The following is an 18,787-nucleotide window of genomic DNA, read 5'->3' on the forward strand; positions in this document are numbered from 1 at the left end:
TAAGGCGGATGGCCTCACTACGAGAAATTGCGCTCACGATAGAAGAGCGCGAGGCGAATCACTTCTATTGGGTTCTTCTGGAGGCTGTGAGCAGCGACGAGACAGAGGCGATTCACTATCGCAAGATCCGGTCTGCGACCCTGGCGCAGAGCAGCTACTCGAGTGCACTGGCTGTGGGGGCCAATGCGCTGCGGCGGTTGGCGGATTCCGGGGGGTTTTCGGGGACCATTCTTTAGCGTCGCTTCCCCTGGGGGCCCGCCCGGGTGGTGGTGCGGGGCCGGGGGCTTCACTACGCCGGCCGCTTCGCGGCTGCCCTGCGGTGCTCGCCTCTCGCGGGGTCTCGCGCAAACTCGCTTCGCTCAGACAGCGCGAGCCCTGATCCGCGAAAGGCTGCGCTCCTCGGCGGCGTAGAGGCGCCCCCGGCCCCGCACCACCACCCGGGCTCCGTTGTGTGCGACCAGCCTGCTCGTCTACGACGTCGCAGTTCATACCCAGACCAGGCCGATGGCAGTGGACAGTTCTCCCCTACCGTCTCCGCGGTGGCGGGCGGTGTGCCCTTGGGCGGCCGTTGAGGCACCGCCGAGCAGCGCAGCGGCACGCGGATAAAGGGCCGCGTGTGTTTGAGCGAAGCGAGTTTCACGCGGACCCCGCGTGCCGCGAGCAGCGCAGGGAAGCCGCGAAGCGGCCGGTGACGTCGGCCGCCCAAGGGCGCACCGCCCGCCACCGCCACCCCGCTCTCGACCAAGCGACCTATCTAACGCGCAGCGACCCTCTGACCATCCGAGGAAAAAGCGGCAACCTTCACGTCCCAGCTCCCCCCGAGCGCCCGAATCAGCCCCACGGTCGCCTGGTACTGCGCAGACCGCACCTGCAGCGCCTGCCTGCGATTGGCGAGTTCCTGCCGCCGCGCATCGAGCAGATCGAGCTGGCTCACCATGCCGTTGCGATACCGTGAATCGGACAGGCTCGTGGCCCTGCTGGCCGAGGTCACCGCTTTCGACTGCACGTCCGCCTGCTGCTCCAGGATGCGCAGCGAAGAAAGCTGGTCCTCCACCTCCTTGAACGCAACCAGCACCTGGGTCCTGTAGTTCGCCAGCGCGCCGTCGAGCTGTGCCGAAGCGCTTTGGACTCCAGCCTCCCGACGGCCGCCATCGAAGATCGGCAGGTTCAACAGCGCACCGATGCCCCATGACTTCGCCGACCACTTGAACAAGTCGCTCAAGTCCTGCGACGCATAGCCGCCGCCCGCCGTCAACGAGATGTCCGGGAACCACGCGGTCTGCGCCACGCCGACGCGCGCCTGCGCTGCCATCACCGACTTCTGCGCCGCCGAGATGTCCGGCCGCCGCGTCAACACAGTCGCCGGGACACCCGCCGGGATCGTCGGCAACGCGGTCGCCCACTCATCCGTGTTCACCCCGAAATCCGAAGCCGCATCGCCTGCCAGCACCGCGAGCGCATGCTCCAGTTCGGCGCGGCGGCGGTCGAGCGTCAGCGCATCCGATTCCGTCGATGCCACCTCCGTCTCCACGCGCGCCACGTCCAGGTCGGCCACATCGCCCGCTCGCTGCCGGCTCTGCGTCAGCTTCAGCGTGTCGCGGTAGGCCTCGACCGTGTCGCGCACCAGCGCCCGCTCGGCATCGACCGCGCGGAGCTGCAGGTAGGTCTGCGCCGTCTCCGACTCGACCAGGAGCCGCGTGCTCTGCAGCAGGCCTTCGCGCGCATCGGCATCGAGTTGCGCCGCCTCGCTGGCCTTCGACAGCTTGCCGAACAGGTCGAGCTCATAGGAAGCCGCGACGCCCGCCTGCAGCAATGTCGACGGCTTGGGGCTCAGGTTGCGGTCCAGCCCGGCGCTGCGCACGCCGCCGGCAACCACGCCTACCTGCGGCGAGCGGTCGGCGTCGGCGCTGCGGGCCAGCGCACGCGCTTCGGCCAGCCGCGCGGCCGCGGCCTGGATGTTCGTGTTGCGCGCATCGGCACGCTCGATCAGCTTGTCCAGCACCGGATCGTTGAAAGCGCGCCACCATTCGCCGCGCGGCTGCGCCTCGGCCGGCCGTGCGCGCGTCCATGTGCCGTCGCTCGGTGCGGCAGCAGCCTGCTCCTTGAACTGCGCAGGTGCCTCGAAGGTCGGTGCCTCCACCTTCGCGGTCGCGCAACCGGCCAGCACCAGCGCCGCCACCAGCGGCAGCAACACGGCCCGCCACGGCCGCACCTTGGCTTGTGTTTCGTTCTTCATGATCAGCTTTCTTCTCGATTCACAAAAGTTGGCTGGCGCCTCACTCGATCGCCTTGAGCGGCGCGGCGGGCGAAGGGCGCAGCGGTCCGCCGCCGGCATGCGAAGGCGCAACGGGATGGTCACCCGACACGAACGCATCGCCATGCGGCACCTCGCCGTGCAGCTTCAGGGGGCGGTTGCCCGTCATGCGGCGCAGCAGCACGTAGAACACCGGCGTCAGGAACAGGCCGAACGCGGTCACGCCGATCATTCCGGAGAACACCGCGATGCCCATCGCGTGGCGCATCTCCGCGCCCGCGCCGGTCGACAGCACCAGCGGCAGCACGCCCATGATGAAAGCCATCGAGGTCATCAGGATCGGCCGCAGGCGCAGCCGGCTCGCCTCGATCGCGGCCTGCACCGGCGTTCGCCCGGCGAACTCCAGCTCACGTGCGAATTCCACGATCAGGATGGCGTTCTTCGCCGACAGCCCGACCAGCACCATCAACCCGATCTGCGTGAAGATGTTGTTGTCGCTGCCCGAGAGCCACACGCCCGTCATCGCCGCCAGCAGGCCCATCGGCACGATCAGGATGATCGCCACCGGCAAGGTCAGGCTCTCGTACTGCGCCGCAAGCACCAGGAAGACCAGCAGGATCGCGAGCGGGAACACCCACACCGCCGAGTTGCCGGCCAGGATTTCCTGGTAGGTCAGTTCCGTCCATTCGAAGCTCACGCCCGGCGGCAGCGTCTCGGCCGCGATGCGCTCGACGGCCGCCCTCGCCTGCCCCGACGAGAAGCCGGGCGCCGGTCCGCCGTTGATGTCGGCCGAGAGGAAACCGTTGTAGCGCATCGCACGCTCCGGCCCGTAGCTGGGCTGGATGTTCATCAGCGCCGACAGAGGCACCATCTCGCCGCTGGTCGAACGCACCTTGAGCAGACCCACGTCCTCGGCGCGCGCGCGGTACGGCGCATCCGCCTGCACACGCACGCTGTAGGTGCGCCCGAAGCGATTGAAGTCGTTCGCGTACAGGCTGCCGAGGTAGATCTGCATGGTGTCGAACACCTCCGTCACCGGCACGCCGAGCTGGCGTGCCTTGGTGCGATCGATGTCGGCGTAGAGCTGCGGTACGTTGACCTGCCAGCTCGTGAACATGCCCGCGAGCTCCGGCGTCTGATAGGCCTTCGCCATGAACGCCTTCACTGCCTTGTCCATGCCCGCGTAGCCGACCGAGCCGCGGTCTTCGAGCTGCAGCTTGAAGCCGCCCGTCGTGCCGAGGCCCTGCACCGGCGGCGGCGGGAAGATCGCGATGTAGGCGTCCTGGATCTGGCTGAACTGCGCGTTGAGCTGCCCCGCGATCGCACCGGCGCTCAGCTCCTTCGACTTGCGCTTGTCGAACTCGTCGAGGCCGACGAACACGATGCCCGAGTTCGAGCTGTTGGTGAAGCCGTTGATCGACAGGCCCGGGAAGGTGATCGCGTGCTGCACGCCCGGCTGCTTCATCACGATTTCGTTCATGCGGCGCGTGACTTCCTCGGTGCGGTCGAGCGTGGCGCCGTCGGGCAGCTGCGCGAAGCCGATCAGGTACTGCTTGTCCTGCGCCGGCACGAAGCCGCCGGGCACCGCCTTGAAGAGCCCGAACGTCACGCCCACGAGTGCGAGGTAGACCACCATCATCAAGGCCTTGCGCGAGATCGCGCCCTTCACGCCGCTGCTGTAGCCCTCGGCGCCGCGATGGAACACGCGGTTGAAGGCGCGGAAGAAGCGGCCGAACACGCGGTCCATGCCGCGCGTCAGCGCATCCTTGGGCGCGTCGTGGTCGCGCAGCAGCAAGGCGGCGAGCGCGGGCGAGAGCGTGAGCGAGTTGATCGCCGAGATCACGGTCGAGATCGCGATCGTCAGCGCGAACTGGCGATAGAACTGCCCGGTCAGCCCGCTGATGAAGGCCAGCGGCACGAACACCGCCACCAGCACCAGCGCGATCGCGATGATCGGCCCGGAGACTTCACGCATCGCGCGGTAGGTCGCCTGGCGCGGACTCAGGCCGGCCTCGATGTTGCGCTCCACGTTCTCGACCACCACGATCGCGTCGTCGACCACGATGCCGATCGCGAGCACCAGCCCGAAGAGGCTCAGCGCGTTGATCGAGAAGCCGAAGACATGCATCACCGCGAAGGTGCCGATCACGGACACCGGCACCGCCAGCAACGGGATGATCGAGGCACGCCAGGTCTGCAGGAACAGGATCACCACCAGCACCACGAGCGCGATCGCCTCGATCAGCGTGTGCACCACCGATTCGATCGAGGCGCGCACGAACTGCGTCGGGTCGTAGACGATGTCGTAGTCCACGCCGTCGGGCATGTTCTTCTTGAGTTCGGCCATCGTGGCGCGCACGTCGTTCGAGATCTGGATCGCGTTGGAGCCCGGCGCCGCGAAGATCGGCACCGCCACCGCGTCCTTGTTGTCGAGCAGCGAACGCAGCGCATAGCTCGACGCGCCGAGCTCCAGCCGCGCGACGTCGCGCAGGCGCGTCACCGCGCCGTCGGCACTGGTCTTGACGATGATGTCGCCGAACTCCTCTTCGGTCTGCAGACGGCCCTGCGCGTTGATCGAGATCTGCATGTCCACGCCGGGCAGCCCCGGCGAAGCGCCGACCACCCCGGCCGCCGCCTGCACGTTCTGCTCGCGGATCGCGCGCACCACGTCGCCGGCCGAGAGGCCGCGCTGCGCGACCTTCTGCGGATCGAGCCACACGCGCATCGAATAGTCGCCCGAGCCGAAGAGCTGCACGTCGCCCACGCCCTGCACGCGTGCGAGCCGGTCCTTGACATTGAGCACCGCGTAGTTGCGGAGGTACGTCATGTCGTAGCGACCGTTGGGCGAGAGCAGGTGCACCACCATCGTGAGGTCGGGCGAACTCTTGACGGTCGTGATGCCCAGACGTCGCACCTCTTCGGGCAGGCGCGGCTCGGCCTGTGCGACGCGGTTCTGCACGAGCTGCTGCGCCTTGTCCGGATCGGTGCCGAGCTTGAAGGTCACGGTCAGCGTCATGAGGCCGTCGGTCGTCGCCTGGCTGCCCATGTAGAGCATGCCTTCGACGCCGTTGATCTGTTCTTCCAGCGGCGTCGCCACCGTCTCGGCGATCACTTTCGGGTTCGCGCCCGGGTAGTTGGCCCGCACCACCACCGATGGCGGAACCACCTCGGGGTACTCGGAGATCGGCAGGCCGCGCAGCGCGATCAGCCCGCCGATCAGTATCAGCACCGAAAGCACACCGGCAAAGATCGGCCGGTCGATGAAGAATTTCGAAAGATTCATGGTGGATTCCTCTTCTCGAACGGGATCAGGATTTCTCGGACTTCGCCTGCGCGACGCGCTGGGTCTGCGGTGCCAATTCGGCCTTCGCATCCATCGTCACGGTCTGGGGCGCAACGACCGCGCCGGGGCGGATGTGCTGCAGGCCGTTGACGATCACGCGCTCGCCGGGCTCGAGCCCCTTGGTCACGATGCGCAGGCCGTTGAACGGCGCGCCGAGCGCGACTTCGCGGTACTCGGCCTTGTTGTCTGCGCCGACGACCATCACGAACTTCTTGTTCTGGTCGGTGCCGACGGCACGTTCGTTGACCAGAAGCGCCTTGTCGCTGTGGGCCTGCCCCATGCGGATGCGGGCGAACTGGCCGGGAATCAGCGCGCCGTCCTTGTTGTCGAAGGCGGCACGGACACGCACCGTGCCGCTCTTGGCGTCAACCTGGTTGTCGATGAGCTGCAGGCGACCTTCGTAAGGCGTGCCGTCGGTGCCCGCGGTGCCCATCTGCACCGGGATGCCTTCGATGCGATTGCGCGCGCTGGCGCCGCCCGGCAGGTCCTTCAGCGCGCGGACCACGATCTGCTCATCGGCGTCGAAGCTCGCGTAGATCGGGCTGACCGACACCAGCGTCGTGAGCACCGGCGCGCCCGGACCGGCCGCGACCAGGTTGCCCACCGTCACCTCGAGCTTGCCGATCCGCCCGGCCACCGGTGCGCGCACCTGCGTGTAGCCGAGGTTCAGGCGTGCGCTCTGCAATTGAGCCTGCGCGGCGCGCAGGCTCGCCTCGGCTTCGCGGCTTGCGTTCGTGCGTTCGTCGAGCTCGCGTTGGGCGATCGCCTGTTCCGCCCAGAGGCGGCGAGAGCGCTCGGTCTCGCTGCGGGTGAAGGCCACGCGCGCCTGCGCGGCGACGACCTGTGCTTCGGCGCGATCCACTTCAGCCGCATACGGCGCCGGGTCGATGGTGATCAGCAGTTCGCCCTGCTTGACCAGTGCGCCCTCGCGGAAATGCACCGCCTGCACCGCGCCTGCGACGCGCGAACGGACATCGACCCGCTCGACCGCCTCGAGCCGGCCAGAGAACTCGTCCCAGGTATTGACCTCGGTCGAGGCGACGGTGGCGACCGACACCGGCACCGCTGGCGCGGCCCCGGCCGCCTGCGCGTTGTTCGCCTCGGCGTTGAAACTGTGCAAGCCCAGGATCACCGCCGAAGCGATGGCAACCAGGGCCGTGACGCCCGTCACCGCGGGCCAGAGGCCGCGGCGGGCCGGAGAGGAAGACTTGTTGTTCGTCATGATGAATACGTCCTTTTGGTGACTTCTGGGATGCGACGGACCCTCCCGCGCGGGTGGCGCAGGACGGCGGAAAGGGAATCGGTTGGGAGCGCGGCGGTCGGCGGCCAGGGCGTTGCGCGGACGAAGGCATCACCGCTGCGGCGGTTTTGCCGTCGCAGGAGAACGAGGGATCAGGCCCTCAGCCTTCGGATCGATCCCGCGCTACGGGATCCATGGCCGCACGGCGAACCGTGCGTCGCCGCTCAATGAGGCGGCGGTGCGGCGCTGAAGAAATCGCGGAAGTGCTTCTGCACCACCGCCTCGCACTCAGCGCAACCGGAGCCCTCGGGCTCGTAGAGTGCAGCGGGCCAGTTCGAGGCCCCGGGCAAGACGCTGCTGGTGACCGGAATGCCGGCATCCTGGAGCCGCTGCGCGAAAGCCAGGCCCTCGTCGCGCATCGGGTCGTCCTTGCCGACCAGCACCAGCGTCCGGGCCACTTCGGCCAGCCGAAGCGATCCGCCCGGTACCGCGTAGGGGTGCGTGGCATTGACCGGGCGGTTCAGGAATTCCCGCCAGCCCGAGGCCCACCGGCACTGGATCGCATCGCCCGTGGCTTGCCGCAGCGAGGCCGTGCCGGCGCACGGGTCGAGCATGGGCGACAGCAGGATCTGGCCGGCCAGCGGCGGATGCCCCCGGTCGCGGGCAATCATCGCCACCGCCGCCGCCAGGTTGCCCCCGGCTTCCTCGCCCGCGAGGAACAGGTCGGCTCCCTTGCCGCCGAGCTTGCTGCGCTGCTTGTAGAGCCATTCGAGGGCCGCGTAGCCGACCTCGATCGGCTCGGGGAACGGCGCCTTGGGCGCTTTCGGGTAGTCGAGCGACACCACCACCGCGCCCGCGCCGGCCAGAAGGCGCGCCACGTTGCGACCGTTGTCGAGACCGCCGCAGACGAAGGTCCCGCCATGGAAATGCAGCACCAGCGGCACGGTCGCCCCACGGGCGCGCTCGCCGTAGAGGCGGGCCTTGACGGGCTCGCGACCGGGCAGGTCGATGCTGATGTCGGGTTCGGCACCCCGCGCAACGGCCGCGGGAACGTCGGCAGATAACGGGGACGGTCGGGTGGACATGAGGCGGTCTCGGTGGATGGACGATGGATGGAATATAAGACGCCATCCTCATGCTTCAAACAGGACACAAGCCCCTACTCTGTTTCCAACCGACTAACAATCGGCTCAAATGACCGTGTGAGAATCCCGCTCCCCCGGCCCGAGGGCCACCCCCAAAGCGCACTCTCAGGAGCAGCATAGATGGATCAGATCCAAGGCATGCGGATCTTCGTTCGCGTCGTCGAAGCAGGCACTTTCACCCGTGCGGCCGACTCGCTCGGCCTGCCGAAGGGCACGGTCACCAAGCAGATCCAGGCGCTGGAGGCGAGGCTGCGCGTCAAGCTGCTCAACCGCACAACCCGGCGCGTCACGGTCACGCCCGACGGCGCCGCCTATTACGAACGCACCGCCCGGCTGCTGAACGATTTCGACGACATCGAAGCCAGCATGACCAATGCGCAGGCCAACCCGACGGGCCGCTTGCGCATCGACGTCGGCTCATCCATGGCCCGCCTGGTCATCCTTCCGGCCCTTCAGACCTTCTGCGACCAGTACCCCGACATCCAGGTCGATGTCGGCGTGAGCGACCGCACGGTGGACCTGATCACCGACAACGTGGACTGCGTGATCCGCGGCGGCGACCTCACCGACCAGTCGCTGGTCGCGCGGCGGATCGGCAACTTGCCGTGGATGACGGTGGCCTCGCCCGCCTACATCAAGCGTTACGGCATTCCGCAGCATCCGACGGACATCGAGAAGCGGCACCTCGTGGTTGGCTTCTTCTCCGGCAGCACGCGCCGGGTCTACCCGCACGAGTTCCACCGCGGCGACGAGCAGCTGGAAATCACCGGCCCCTACCGCGTGTCGGTGAACGACAGCAACGCGCACATGACGGCAGTTCTGGGCGGCTACGGGCTGTCGCAGGTCATCACGTACATGGCGGAGCCCTACATCGAGAGCGGGGAATTGGTGCAGATCCTGAAGGACTGGACGCGTCCGCCCCTGCCGGTGCACGTGGTCTATCCGCCGAACCGGCACCTGAGCGCCAAGGTGCGCGCGTTCGTGGACTGGGCCGCCGAGCTGTTCGCGAAGCATCCCCAGTTGCAGCGCACCCCCACTGCACCTGCACCTGCGCTGGCGTCCGCCCCTGCCCCTACCGCCATGCCTGCCTGAGCGCCTCCTGGCTGGCCGGCGGCAGCACGCCGAGCCGGACATGTCCCGGCAATCCGAAAGACGCGGCATCGCGCAGCTTGATGCCCTGCGCGCGAAGCGCAGCCGAGCGTTCCGCCGAGTACGGCACATCCGGGTTTGCGCAGAAGTAGTTGACGACGCTTGGCAGGCATTGCCAGCCGAGCGACTCGCACATCGCGCGCTGCGCCGCCTTCCATAAGCGCAGCGTGGCGCGACTCTCGTCCAGCCACCGTTGCGTCGTCGAGCGGGTCCAGCTTTCCAGCAGCGCAACGCCGTGCGCGCCGATCGGCCACGAAGGCGCGAGCGCCGCGAGTTGCGCCACCCAGTCTTCCCGGTCCAGTGGCGCGATGGCATAGGCGGCGCGAACGCCGGTCAGTCCGAGCGCCTTGTTCGGCGTCCAGAGCTGCCAGGTCGCATTCAGGGGCTCGCGGCCCAGCCCAAGCGCGCCTTCCAATCTCAGCGGCTCGTAGGCGAGGTCGATCACGCAGACCGCCTCCGCGCGCAGCCCATGGATAAGCGGGTCGAGTGCTTCCTGCGGCTGCCCGAGCGGACTCGATGGATCACAGCACCAGACCAGATCGGCGCCATGGTCCACCCGTTCGAAGCCCCATGCGCCCGCCGCACGCAGGTAGTCGCCATAGCAGTGCGGCGGCAGACGGATCCGCCGGCCGCCGCGCCGCGCCACCGCCGCGGTGATCCGCGCGATGAACTCGCTGGCGCTCGACGCGATCACGATGCGCCGCGCGTCCACACGATGGAAGTCGGCAAGCCGCTCACGCAGCGCGGTGTAGAGCGGGTCCGGGTAGCGGCGAGGATCGGCGACCTCCACTGCCGACAGCGCATCGCGGCACGGACCGCATGCGTTGGCATTGGTCGAGAAGTCATGCAGCGCCGCGCCCAGCGCATCGGGGCCGCCGTGCGTCATGCCACGCCTAGGCGGAAGACCATCGCAACCGTTGCGCAAACGGCGGCCAAGACGACCACGCGAGATGCGATGGCCACGACATGCGCCATATCCGAGGCCGCGGCCTCGCGCCCGGGTGCATTGAGCACGTACACACCGGGCTTCGAAAGCCTCACGCCCGCACGCAGGGCCATCGCGCCCATGGGCCATCCGCCATTGGGCGACGGCGTCCTGCGCGCCTCGCGCCGGCAGGACGCGAACCGCACCGGCGAGCCGAGAAGCAGCAAGGCCGCGGTGATGCGCGCGGGGATCCATGAAAGCACGTCGTCCATGCGTGCGGCCCACTTGCCCGCCCATTCCCAGTCGCGGCCGCCGCGTTCGCCGCGATAGCCCCACATCGCATCCGCCGTGTTGGCGAAGCGATAGACCGCCGCGCCCGGCAATCCGAGGAGAGCGAACCAGAACAGGGGCGCGACCAGCGAATCGTTGAGGTTCTCGGCCAGCGATTCGATCGCGCTCTCGCGCACTTCGACGGCACTGAGCATGCGCACGTCGCGGCTGACCAATCGGGCGAGCTGGGTTCGTCCGTCGTCGAGCGAACGGCCGAGCGCCGCTTCGACCGCCAGCACTTCGTCCCGCAGCATGCGCCATGCGAGCAGCGGCTTGAGCGCGATGCCCAGCAGCAGCGCGGCAGCCCAGGCGGGCAGCACGAATGCGGCCCGCGCAACGCCGCAAGCGACGCCCGCCACCAGCAAGGCACCTGCGCACCAGCCGAGCGCACCCGCGCCAAAGCGGAGGAAATCGCGCGTGCTTTCGGCACCCGCACGCGGCGCAACGAGGTCGCCCATCCAGCCGAGATACCGTCCCATCCACACCACCGGATGCCCGCCCGCAGGCGGCTCGCCCAGCCAGCGATCGATCGCCAGCGCGAGCCAGAGGGTGGCGACAAGGACCAACGGCGCCCCTAGTCTTCGATGCCGCGCTGCGCCGGAATGCCGGCCTTGAACGCGTGCTTGATCATCGTCATCTCGGTCACCGTGTCGGCGAGCTGGATGATCTCGTCGGGACAGCGCCGGCCGGTCAGGACCACGTGCACCTCCTTCGGCCGCGCGCGCAGCGTCTCCAGCACGCTATCCAGCGACAGCCAGCCGTAGATCAGCGGATAGGTGATCTCGTCGAGCACGACGAGGAAGTACTCGCCCGACAGGATGGCGGCCTTCGCCTTCTCCCACCCGTCGCGCGCGAGCTGCGCCGAGCGTTCGAGGTCCTGGCTCTTCCAGCTGAAGCCGTCGCCGAGCCCTTCGATCGGGATTCCGATCTGCTCGAACATCCGGTGCTCGCCGAAGCGCGCGCTGGGCACCTTCATGAACTGGAAGATCTTCACCGCCTTGCCGCGTCCGTGCGCGCGCAAGGCGAGGCCGAAGGCGGCCGTGCTCTTGCCCTTGCCGTCGCCAGTGTTGACGATGACGATGCCGCGGCGTTCGCCTTCGGGCTTCTCATAGGGCTTTTCGCTGGGTGGGGTTTCGATCTGCATGGGTCCTGAATTCCTCAACGGGGTACGGCCAGCCAGTGGCCTTCGATCTGATGCACCACCACGCGCCGGTCGAACACGTCCTCGAGCGCGCGATGCGTCGCGCCGTCATTGCAGGCGCCGTGGTGAAGAACGCGCCCTTGCGCCATCACGACCATGTCGTCGGCGACCAGCGCGGCATTGAGTTCATGCAGCACGCTGACCACGGTGCGGCCCTGCGCGATCAACTCGCGCACGGTCTGCATCCAGTCGGCCTGATGTGGCGGGTCGAGGTTGGCGAGCGGTTCGTCCATCAGCAGCACGTCGGCTTCGACGGCCAGCGCGCGCGCCAGCAGAACGCGCTGGCGTTCGCCACCGGACAACTGGCCGAGCGGCCGGTCGCGCCATTCCCAAGCCTGCGTACTGCGCAGCGCGCGTTCCACGGCGGCGCGGTCCGCATCGTTCGGCGCCGCGAGCCAACGCTGGTGAGGCAGGCGCCCGAGCATGGCGACGTCGTACACCATGAGGTCGTCCGCGCTGCCCTCGCCCGCGCCGCCCTGGCCGAGCCAGGACAGGCGCCGGGCGCGCGCACGCCCCGGCATCGCCGCGAGCGGCTCGCCCAGCAGACGCACCTCGCCGCCGTGCGGCAGCAGGCCCGCGAGCACCTTGAGCAAGGTCGACTTGCCCGCGCCGTTGGGGCCGACGATGCTGGTCCAGCGCCCTTCGAAGAACGACACGTTGATCGCGTGCAACACCTCCGCGTGGCCGAGCCTCGCGGTGATGGCGCGCCCTTCCAGCACGGCTGTCATCGCGCACCGCCTCTGGCACTACGGCGATGCATGAGCCACAACAGGTAGGTGCCGCCGAGCACTGCGGTCAGCACGCCCACCGGCAGCTCCTGGGGTGCGATCAGCCATCGCGCCAGGAGGTCGGCGGACATCAGCAGCAGGCCTCCCATCGCGCTGGACAGAATGATCAGCCGAGCATGCGTCGTCTTGACCGCGGAGCGCACCAGATGCGGCGCCGCCAGCCCGACGAAGGCGATCAAGCCCGTCTGCGCCACCGCGGCGCCGGTCGCCAGCGCCAGCACCGCCACCAGCGCCGCGCGCATCGCGCCGACCGGAAGGCCGAGGCTGCTTGCGGTCGACTCGCCGAGTGCCAGCCCGTCCAGCACCGGTGCCAGCGCCCATCCCGAGAGCAGGCACACCAGCGCGAGCGCACCCATGATCGCGCAGGCACTCCATCCGACGAGGCCGGTGCTGCCGAGCATGAAGCCCTGAATGGCCTGGAGGATGTCCGCCGATGCGATCGTGATGAGGTCCTTCACGGCGCCGAGCACCACGCCGACGATGACGCCCGCCAGCAGCAGACGCAGCGTCTGCTGCACGCCGCGCGCAAGCAGCAGCGTGAGCATCACCGCCGCCACCGCGCCGAGAAACGCCGCCCCGGTCATGCCCAGGCGTACCACCCACTGCGTGCTGGCCGGCGACGCGCCGAACATCCACAGCGCCGCCGCCACGCCGAGCGACGCGCCCGACGCACTGCCGAGCAGGTAGGGATCGGCCAGCGGATTGCGGAACAGCCCCTGCGCCACCGCGCCCGCCAGGCCCAGCAAAGCCCCGGCCAGCCACGCGCCGAGCGTGCGCGGCAGCCGGATGTCCCACACGATCTGCATCGCCACCGGGTCGCGCCAGGCGCCCCAAAGACTCTCGAACCCCGTGCTGCCCACGCCCGCGCCGAGCGTCAGCACGATGGCGCCGACCAACAGCAGCACGACACCGAGCCCGAGCGCACGACGCTGTTCGCCTTTCATCGGCGCTCCGAATCCAGACCAGGGCACCCGCGGAACCGGCTTTGCCGGTCCGCTGGGTGCGCCCCCGAAGAGGGGAGGTCCGAGCCACACGAAGTGGGCGAGGCTGGGGGTGAGATCAAGCACTGCGCCATCAGCCGGGCCGCTTCGCCCATGCGCGGCCCAGGGCGCACCAGCACATCGGATTCGTCGGCGGTGAAGCGGCAGATGCGCCCGTCGCGCACAGCCTTGATGCGGCTCCACCCTGGCCGCTGCTCCAGCCCCTGCGCACTTCGCTCGCCCACCATGATCAGGTCGGGATCGGCGCGCACCACGAACTCGGGATTGAGCTTCGGAAACGGTCCCATCGAGCCCGGAACGATGTTCTTCGCACCCAGGCGCGAGAGCGTCTCGCCTATGAACGATGACGCGCTCGCCGCATACGGCGCGCTGTTGACCTCGAAATACACCCGCGTGTTCCGGACGCCTGCGGGCAGGGACTGCGCCGCTGCCGACACGCTCGCATCGATGTCGCGCCATACGCGCGGCGCATCGTCCGAGCCGATCACCCGGGCCACCGCATCGAGCACGCGGCGCACGTCCGCATGGTTCTTCGGTTCGAGCACCAGCACCTTGAGGCCAAGCCCTTCCAGCCGTTCGGTCACGCGCGAAGACTTCGCCAGCAGCACCACGTCCGGCTTGAGCGCCACGATGGCTTCGACATTGGGATCGATCCCGCCGCCGACCTGGGGCAAGGTGCGCACCGATGCAGGCCAGTTGGAGTAGCGGTCCACACCGACCAGCCGGTTGCAGGCGCCGAGCGTGCAGACGGATTCGGTAAGCGAAGGCAGCACGGTGACGATCCGCTGGGGCGGCCTCGGCAGGTCGACCGACACGCCGCGCTCGTCGGTCACGACGATCGCCTGCGCCGCCACCGCGAACACGGCCAGCGCGGCGGCGAGCGACAGTCTCGCGAGGAGATTCATCCGGGCTCCTTCAGGGTCAAGGGCAGGCCGGCCGCCATCAGCGTGACACGGTCGCAAGCGGCCGCTACGCGCTGGTTGAGCATGCCCAGGGCATCGACGAAGGCGCGCACCTCGCGCCCGAGCGGGATCACGCCGAGGCCGATTTCGTTGCCGATCAACACGACCGGGCCGCCAGCCGCGCCGACTTCGCTCACCAGCGAGTCGGTCGCGGCATCGATGTCGACCGGGCTGCGGCCGATCCCTTCGACCGGCATCATCAGATTCGTCAACCAGAGCGTCAGGCAGTCGACCAGCACCAGCGTGTTCGGTGATGCCTGGGCACGGATCGCCTCGGCGAGCGCGAGCGGTTCCTCCACCGTGCCGAGCCCCGGCACGCGCAGCGCGCGATCGCGGCGATGACGCGCGATGCGCGCGCGCATCTCGTCGTCATGTGCCTGCGCGGTCGCGATGAGGACGGCCCGATGCACGTTCGAACGCCCGAGCCACGCCGCAGCGAGTTCTTCGCCACGGCGCGATTTGCCGCTCTTCTGGCCACCGAGGATCAGTTCGCGGCAAACATCGCTCATTTCGGCTGCCACCTCAGCGTCACGTAGAACGCGCGGCCGGGCTGGTTGTAGCCCCACGCCGTTTCGTATTGCACGTCGCCGATGTTCGAGACGCGGCCCTGCACCGACCAGTCCTTCGCCACGCGGTATTCGGCATAGAGATCGACCGTGGTGTAGCCGTCGAGAACGCGCGTGTTGGCCGCGTCGTCATAGCGCTGGCCCACGTAGAGCGCCGAGCCGCCGAGCTTCCATGCGCCGATCTGGTAGTCGACGCCGAGCGTGGCCTGGTCCTTCGCGCGCCGCGGCAGTTGCTTGCCCGTGCCTTCGTTGTGCGGATCGAGCGAGTCGTAGCTCGCATGCAGGCCGAGGTTGCCCAACTGGCCGTCGTAGCTCAGCGTGCCGCCCTGGATGCGCGCATGCGGGATGTTCTGAGGCAGCGTCTCGTTGGTGATGAAGCCGGTGATCTTGTTGTCGTAGCCCACCAGCTTCACCGTGTGGCCGCCCTGGCTCCAGGTGATGCCGACGTCGGTGTTCTTGCCCTCTTCCGGCTTCAGATTGGGATTGCCGAAGTTCGGGTAGTAGAGCTGGTTGAACGACGGTGCCACGAAGCTCGTGCCGTATGACGCGTTCACGCGCCAGTTCTGCGTGATGCGATAGCCGTAGCCGGCGAACCAGGTGTCGTTGCCGCCGAACTGCGAGTTGTCGTCGTGGCGCGCGTTGAGCTGCCAGCTGTGCGCGCCCTGGTCGCCGTTGAGGCCGACGAAGGCGGAGTTGATGTCGCGCTCGGTGACGGTGTAGCGTGTGTCGCTGTTCACGTTCTGCTCGAGCCGCTCCAGCCCGGCAATCACCGTGCCCAGCGGCGTGGCGATGTCGTTCTGCCAGAGGTATTGGTTCTGCGTGGTCTCGAACAAGCCGGGCACGTTGCCCGGTGCGGCCACGATGTTCTGGGTCTTGTCCTCGCTGCGCGCGTAGCGCAGTTGAGTGTTCCAGCTCGACATGACCTTGCCGCTCGCACCCACGTAGGCGGTCTGCGTGCGCACCGTGTTGCGGCTGTCGCGCCCCGGGCCGTCGTCGAAATGATTCAGGCCGTCCGAATACAGGAGGCCGGCGTCCAGCTTCCAGTCCGGGTTGAACTGGTAGCCGAACGAAGCGTTGGCCGCGCTCTGGTTGAACGGGTCGCGGTCGGGGTTGTAGTTGCCGAATTGCACCCTGCTGTTGGTGGCGGAAAAACTGTCCTGGATTGTGCGCTGGACGTCGAGCGAGTAGGTCGCGGCGCCCGAAGCGCCGCTGAAGCCACCGGTGATCTGCTTGTAGCTCTCGCTGCCGAGCGTGGTCGAGGCGCGCGGCATGAAGACCGAATCGCCGGGCGCACCCTTGCGCGTGAAGATCTGCACCACGCCGCCGACACCGTCGCTGCCATAGAGCGCGGAGGCCGGGCCCTTCACTACTTCGATGCGGTCGATCATCTCGACCGGGATGTTGTCCCAGTTCGGCGTGCCGAGCGTTGCGGAGCCGTAGCGCACGCCGTCGATCAGCAGGATGGTGTGGCGCGCCTCGGCGCCGCGGATGTAGACGCTGCTCGCCTTGCCGGCACCGCCGTTGGCCGAGATCTGGACGCCCGCGAGCCGCGCGAGGATTTCGGGCAACGTGCGGCTGGCCTGCTGCTCGATCTGTGCGCGGTCGATCACGACGGTATCGGAAACCAGGTCATCGACGCGCGTCGGGGTGCGGGTGGCGGTCACCACGGTTTCGGTGAGCGACGGGGCGCCCTGGGCCATCGCGGCGGACGACACGCCCGACAACGCGGCCACGGCCAGCGAAATGTGGGTGGCGCGCGCGAGCGGCCACGACGAAGCGCACCGGTCGGTGCGATGGAAGAAAACGCTTGTCTTCATGGGGACAACAAAAGGTCAATGTCCTTCGCCGGCTTCCCCGCCAGCGCATGGACGCAATGGACGACACGCATGCACGAACATGCGGCGACCGCCTCGTTGGCCGGTATCCGGGCTGGCAGCGCGACCTTCGTCGCCTTCCCAGAAGCCTGTTTCATTGCTTCCAGTGGCTGATTGACGAGGGCGGCATCCGTCGAGAGGACGCCGTCTGCTTGACCGTTGCGGGGGCAGCGCAGGCCGGCTTGAGCCCTGTGAGGGCGTCGGCTCCTGCTTCCCGTTCAACTGCGACGTGTGAACCACCTCGCGAGCACCAACAGCCCGGGATTGTAAAGTCTCGTGAAACACGTTCCACGCACCGCCAGCCGGCCGTGGAAACCCGCAAGCGCCGGAATCTACAATCGCCCCCCATGCCTGCACCGAGCCGTATTGAACAGATCGCCGAGCGTGTCGAACGACTGCTCGTGCGCCATGAAGAAGTACAGCGCACCAATGCGTTGCTGCAGGAGCAGGTGGAGGCGCTCACGCGGGAACGCGATGCGCTCAAGTCGCGCCTGACGGCCGCGCGGACGCGGCTCGATGCCCTTCTCGATCAGCTCCCGGCCGATCCCACTCAAGATCCGAGCGCCCGCTCATGAAACAAATCGAAGTCCAGATCATGGGCCAGAGCTATCTGCTCGGCTGTCCCGAAGGCGGTGAAGCCCGGTTGCGCGAAGCGGTGGAACGTGTCGACGCGGCGATGTGCAAGATCCGCGACGCCGGCAAGGTCAAGGCGCGCGACCGCATCGCGGTGCTCGCTTCTCTGAATCTCGCGTTCGACCTCGCGCAGCGCGAAGCCGAGCCCCCGGCCGCACCGCCCGCCGCCGCATCGGATCCCACCGCGGACGATGCACGCGCCACGCAGTTGATCCAGCGTCTCGATCAGGCCCTCGCCGGCGACGGGCATTTACTCTGAAACTCGCGCCGCCGCGCCGGGCCGGCGTAAAATCGCGCCTGTCTGCGGTGCGCGCTGGGCTCTATATGTCCTTGTACCAATGCTCCACGGAGCAGGGCTTGGTATATCGCTCGGCGGGTGTGATCATCTCGCGTCAGATGAACCCGAAGCCTTGCTGCCCTCGCCCACCTGAACCCCGGTTCAGGCTGCGAGTCCAGGCCCACTCGCAGACACCTATTCCTCGTCGCCACGGCCCCCGCATCGGGGCCGTGGCTTTTTTCTGGCCCGCATTTCGCACCGCATGACGATCGAACCCCTGTTGATCGCCGAACTCGCCCTCCTCGGCGTCGGCACCGGATTCCTGGCCGGCCTGCTCGGCATCGGCGGCGGCATGCTGATGGTGCCGTTCCTCACGATCATCATGGGCCACCGAGGGGTATCGGCCGATCTCGCCGTGAAGATGGCGATCGCGACCTCGATGTCGACCATCATCTTCACCTCGATCGCGAGCGTGCGGGCGCATCACAAGCGCGGCGCGGTCCGCTGGGACATCGCCCGGCGGCTCGCCCCCGGCATCGTCATCGGCAGCCTGATCGGCAGCCTCGGCGTGTTCTCGCTGCTCAAGGGCACTGCGCTCGCGATCTTCTTCGCGCTGTTCGTCGGCTTCTCGGCCACAAAGATGTTCCTCGACAAGAAGCCCAAGCCGACGCGCCAGATGCCGGGCACTGGAGGGCAACTCGCGGCCGGTGGCGTCATCGGCTTCGTCTCGGGCCTCGTCGGCGCGGGCGGCGGCTTCATCAGCGTGCCCTTCATGACCTGGTGCAACGTCGCGATCCACAACGCGGTGGCGACGAGTGCGGCGCTCGGCTTCCCGATCGCGCTGGCCAACGTCGCGGGCTACATCGCGAGCGGCCAGTCGGTGCCGGGACTGCCCGCCGGCTCGTTCGGCTACATCTGGCTGCCGGCGCTCGCGGCCATCGCGGTCACCAGCTTTCTGGTCGCGCCGCTGGGCGCGAAGGCGGCGCACAACCTGCCGGTGTCGAAGCTCAAGCGGGTGTTCGCGAGCATCCTCTATCTACTCGCGACCTACATGCTGTGGAAGGGCCTGCGCGGCTGACGTTTGATCTGGCACAAGCGC

At 68.2% G+C, this 18,787-nt stretch carries 16 protein-coding genes and 1 riboswitch; of the genes, 4 read left to right on the plus strand and 12 right to left on the minus strand.

Going from position 1 to position 18,787, the window contains the following annotated elements:
- Nucleotides 1–754: 754 nt before the first annotated feature.
- The 4 genes from WKW77_RS02210 to WKW77_RS02225 all read right to left on the minus strand — a co-directional run bounded on the left by WKW77_RS02210 (nucleotide 755) and on the right by WKW77_RS02225 (nucleotide 7,922).
- The gene (locus WKW77_RS02210) at nucleotides 755–2,236 is read right to left on the minus strand and encodes an efflux transporter outer membrane subunit (RefSeq protein WP_340355179.1); all 1,482 of its coding nucleotides are present in this window, start codon (nucleotides 2,234–2,236) and stop codon (nucleotides 755–757) included.
- 40 nt (nucleotides 2,237–2,276) lie between these two features.
- Nucleotides 2,277–5,537 carry an efflux RND transporter permease subunit gene (locus WKW77_RS02215; protein WP_340355180.1) on the minus strand — a complete coding sequence of 1,087 codons (3,261 nt, stop codon included), beginning with the start codon at nucleotides 5,535–5,537 and terminating at the stop codon, nucleotides 2,277–2,279.
- Between the two features lie 25 nt (nucleotides 5,538–5,562).
- Nucleotides 5,563–6,819 carry an efflux RND transporter periplasmic adaptor subunit gene (locus tag WKW77_RS02220; RefSeq protein ID WP_340355181.1) on the minus strand — a complete coding sequence of 419 codons (1,257 nt, stop codon included), beginning with the start codon at nucleotides 6,817–6,819 and terminating at the stop codon, nucleotides 5,563–5,565.
- Nucleotides 6,820–7,061: 242 nt separating this feature from the next.
- Entirely contained in the window at nucleotides 7,062–7,922 is an 861-nt protein-coding gene (locus tag WKW77_RS02225) for an alpha/beta hydrolase (RefSeq protein WP_340355182.1), read from the minus strand.
- A gap of 180 nt (nucleotides 7,923–8,102) precedes the next feature.
- Between WKW77_RS02225 and WKW77_RS02230 the strand changes: the two genes are divergently transcribed.
- Nucleotides 8,103–9,074, plus strand: a complete 972-nt coding sequence (locus WKW77_RS02230) for a LysR family transcriptional regulator (protein ID WP_340355183.1) — start codon at nucleotides 8,103–8,105, stop codon at nucleotides 9,072–9,074.
- Here WKW77_RS02230 and WKW77_RS02235 read toward each other — a convergent pair.
- Genes WKW77_RS02235 through WKW77_RS02270 form a run of 8 tightly spaced genes read right to left on the minus strand, consistent with a single transcriptional unit; the run spans nucleotide 9,055 to nucleotide 16,721 of the window.
- A complete protein-coding gene (locus tag WKW77_RS02235; protein WP_340355184.1) occupies nucleotides 9,055–10,017 on the minus strand; it encodes an aminotransferase class I/II-fold pyridoxal phosphate-dependent enzyme in 963 nt (320 codons plus the stop codon). The genes WKW77_RS02230 and WKW77_RS02235 overlap by 20 nt on opposite strands.
- A complete protein-coding gene (gene cbiB, locus WKW77_RS02240) occupies nucleotides 10,014–10,952 on the minus strand; it encodes an adenosylcobinamide-phosphate synthase CbiB (protein ID WP_340355185.1) in 939 nt (312 codons plus the stop codon). The genes WKW77_RS02235 and cbiB overlap by 4 nt, the downstream gene beginning before the upstream one ends.
- Before the next feature lie 8 nt (nucleotides 10,953–10,960).
- Entirely contained in the window at nucleotides 10,961–11,530 is a 570-nt protein-coding gene (gene cobO / locus WKW77_RS02245) for a cob(I)yrinic acid a,c-diamide adenosyltransferase (protein WP_340355186.1), read from the minus strand.
- Between the two features lie 14 nt (nucleotides 11,531–11,544).
- Entirely contained in the window at nucleotides 11,545–12,315 is a 771-nt protein-coding gene (locus WKW77_RS02250; RefSeq protein ID WP_340355187.1) for an ABC transporter ATP-binding protein, read from the minus strand.
- Nucleotides 12,312–13,319, minus strand: a complete 1,008-nt coding sequence (locus tag WKW77_RS02255; RefSeq protein WP_340355188.1) for a FecCD family ABC transporter permease — start codon at nucleotides 13,317–13,319, stop codon at nucleotides 12,312–12,314. The genes WKW77_RS02250 and WKW77_RS02255 overlap by 4 nt, the downstream gene beginning before the upstream one ends.
- Nucleotides 13,316–14,281, minus strand: coding sequence for an ABC transporter substrate-binding protein (locus WKW77_RS02260; protein WP_340355189.1), 966 nt, complete (start codon nucleotides 14,279–14,281; stop codon nucleotides 13,316–13,318). The genes WKW77_RS02255 and WKW77_RS02260 overlap by 4 nt, the downstream gene beginning before the upstream one ends.
- Nucleotides 14,278–14,847: a bifunctional adenosylcobinamide kinase/adenosylcobinamide-phosphate guanylyltransferase gene (locus WKW77_RS02265; RefSeq protein WP_340355190.1), complete on the minus strand. Its 570-nt coding sequence runs from the start codon at nucleotides 14,845–14,847 to the stop codon at nucleotides 14,278–14,280. The genes WKW77_RS02260 and WKW77_RS02265 overlap by 4 nt, the downstream gene beginning before the upstream one ends.
- Nucleotides 14,844–16,721: a TonB-dependent receptor domain-containing protein gene (locus WKW77_RS02270; protein WP_340355191.1), complete on the minus strand. Its 1,878-nt coding sequence runs from the start codon at nucleotides 16,719–16,721 to the stop codon at nucleotides 14,844–14,846. The genes WKW77_RS02265 and WKW77_RS02270 overlap by 4 nt, the downstream gene beginning before the upstream one ends.
- An 81-nt stretch (nucleotides 16,722–16,802) precedes the next feature.
- Nucleotides 16,803–17,048: riboswitch (cobalamin riboswitch) on the minus strand.
- 77 nt (nucleotides 17,049–17,125) lie between these two features.
- On the opposite strand from WKW77_RS02270, the gene WKW77_RS02275 reads away from it, so the two are divergent.
- The 3 genes from WKW77_RS02275 (at nucleotide 17,126) to WKW77_RS02285 (ending at nucleotide 18,766) form a co-directional block, all read left to right on the plus strand.
- Nucleotides 17,126–17,353: a DUF904 domain-containing protein gene (locus WKW77_RS02275; protein WP_093159302.1), complete on the plus strand. Its 228-nt coding sequence runs from the start codon at nucleotides 17,126–17,128 to the stop codon at nucleotides 17,351–17,353.
- Nucleotides 17,350–17,670 (plus strand): cell division protein ZapA, encoded by a 321-nt coding sequence (locus WKW77_RS02280; RefSeq protein WP_340355192.1) that lies wholly within the window; start codon nucleotides 17,350–17,352, stop codon nucleotides 17,668–17,670. The genes WKW77_RS02275 and WKW77_RS02280 overlap by 4 nt, the downstream gene beginning before the upstream one ends.
- A gap of 280 nt (nucleotides 17,671–17,950) precedes the next feature.
- Complete coding sequence (locus WKW77_RS02285) at nucleotides 17,951–18,766, plus strand: sulfite exporter TauE/SafE family protein (RefSeq protein ID WP_340355193.1); 816 nt, start codon at nucleotides 17,951–17,953, stop codon at nucleotides 18,764–18,766.
- Nucleotides 18,767–18,787: the final 21 nt, after the last annotated feature.

The organism is Variovorax ureilyticus (assembly GCF_037889935.1).
GTDB classification, from domain to species: domain Bacteria; phylum Pseudomonadota; class Gammaproteobacteria; order Burkholderiales; family Burkholderiaceae_C; genus Variovorax; species Variovorax ureilyticus.

Coding starts and splice junctions, on each gene's coding strand:
- WKW77_RS02210 (WP_340355179.1), bottom strand. CDS start 2,236: ATGAAGAACGAAACACAAGCCAAGGTGCGGCCGTGGCGGGCCGTGTTG.
- WKW77_RS02270 (WP_340355191.1), bottom strand. CDS start 16,721: ATGAAGACAAGCGTTTTCTTCCATCGCACCGACCGGTGCGCTTCGTCG.
- WKW77_RS02260 (WP_340355189.1), bottom strand. CDS start 14,281: ATGAATCTCCTCGCGAGACTGTCGCTCGCCGCCGCGCTGGCCGTGTTC.
- WKW77_RS02285 (WP_340355193.1), top strand. CDS start 17,951: ATGACGATCGAACCCCTGTTGATCGCCGAACTCGCCCTCCTCGGCGTC.
- WKW77_RS02235 (WP_340355184.1), bottom strand. CDS start 10,017: ATGACGCACGGCGGCCCCGATGCGCTGGGCGCGGCGCTGCATGACTTC.
- WKW77_RS02265 (WP_340355190.1), bottom strand. CDS start 14,847: ATGAGCGATGTTTGCCGCGAACTGATCCTCGGTGGCCAGAAGAGCGGC.
- WKW77_RS02215 (WP_340355180.1), bottom strand. CDS start 5,537: ATGAATCTTTCGAAATTCTTCATCGACCGGCCGATCTTTGCCGGTGTG.
- WKW77_RS02230 (WP_340355183.1), top strand. CDS start 8,103: ATGGATCAGATCCAAGGCATGCGGATCTTCGTTCGCGTCGTCGAAGCA.
- WKW77_RS02280 (WP_340355192.1), top strand. CDS start 17,350: ATGAAACAAATCGAAGTCCAGATCATGGGCCAGAGCTATCTGCTCGGC.
- WKW77_RS02250 (WP_340355187.1), bottom strand. CDS start 12,315: ATGACAGCCGTGCTGGAAGGGCGCGCCATCACCGCGAGGCTCGGCCAC.
- cobO (WP_340355186.1), bottom strand. CDS start 11,530: ATGCAGATCGAAACCCCACCCAGCGAAAAGCCCTATGAGAAGCCCGAA.
- WKW77_RS02225 (WP_340355182.1), bottom strand. CDS start 7,922: ATGTCCACCCGACCGTCCCCGTTATCTGCCGACGTTCCCGCGGCCGTT.
- WKW77_RS02255 (WP_340355188.1), bottom strand. CDS start 13,319: ATGAAAGGCGAACAGCGTCGTGCGCTCGGGCTCGGTGTCGTGCTGCTG.
- WKW77_RS02220 (WP_340355181.1), bottom strand. CDS start 6,819: ATGACGAACAACAAGTCTTCCTCTCCGGCCCGCCGCGGCCTCTGGCCC.
- WKW77_RS02275 (WP_093159302.1), top strand. CDS start 17,126: ATGCCTGCACCGAGCCGTATTGAACAGATCGCCGAGCGTGTCGAACGA.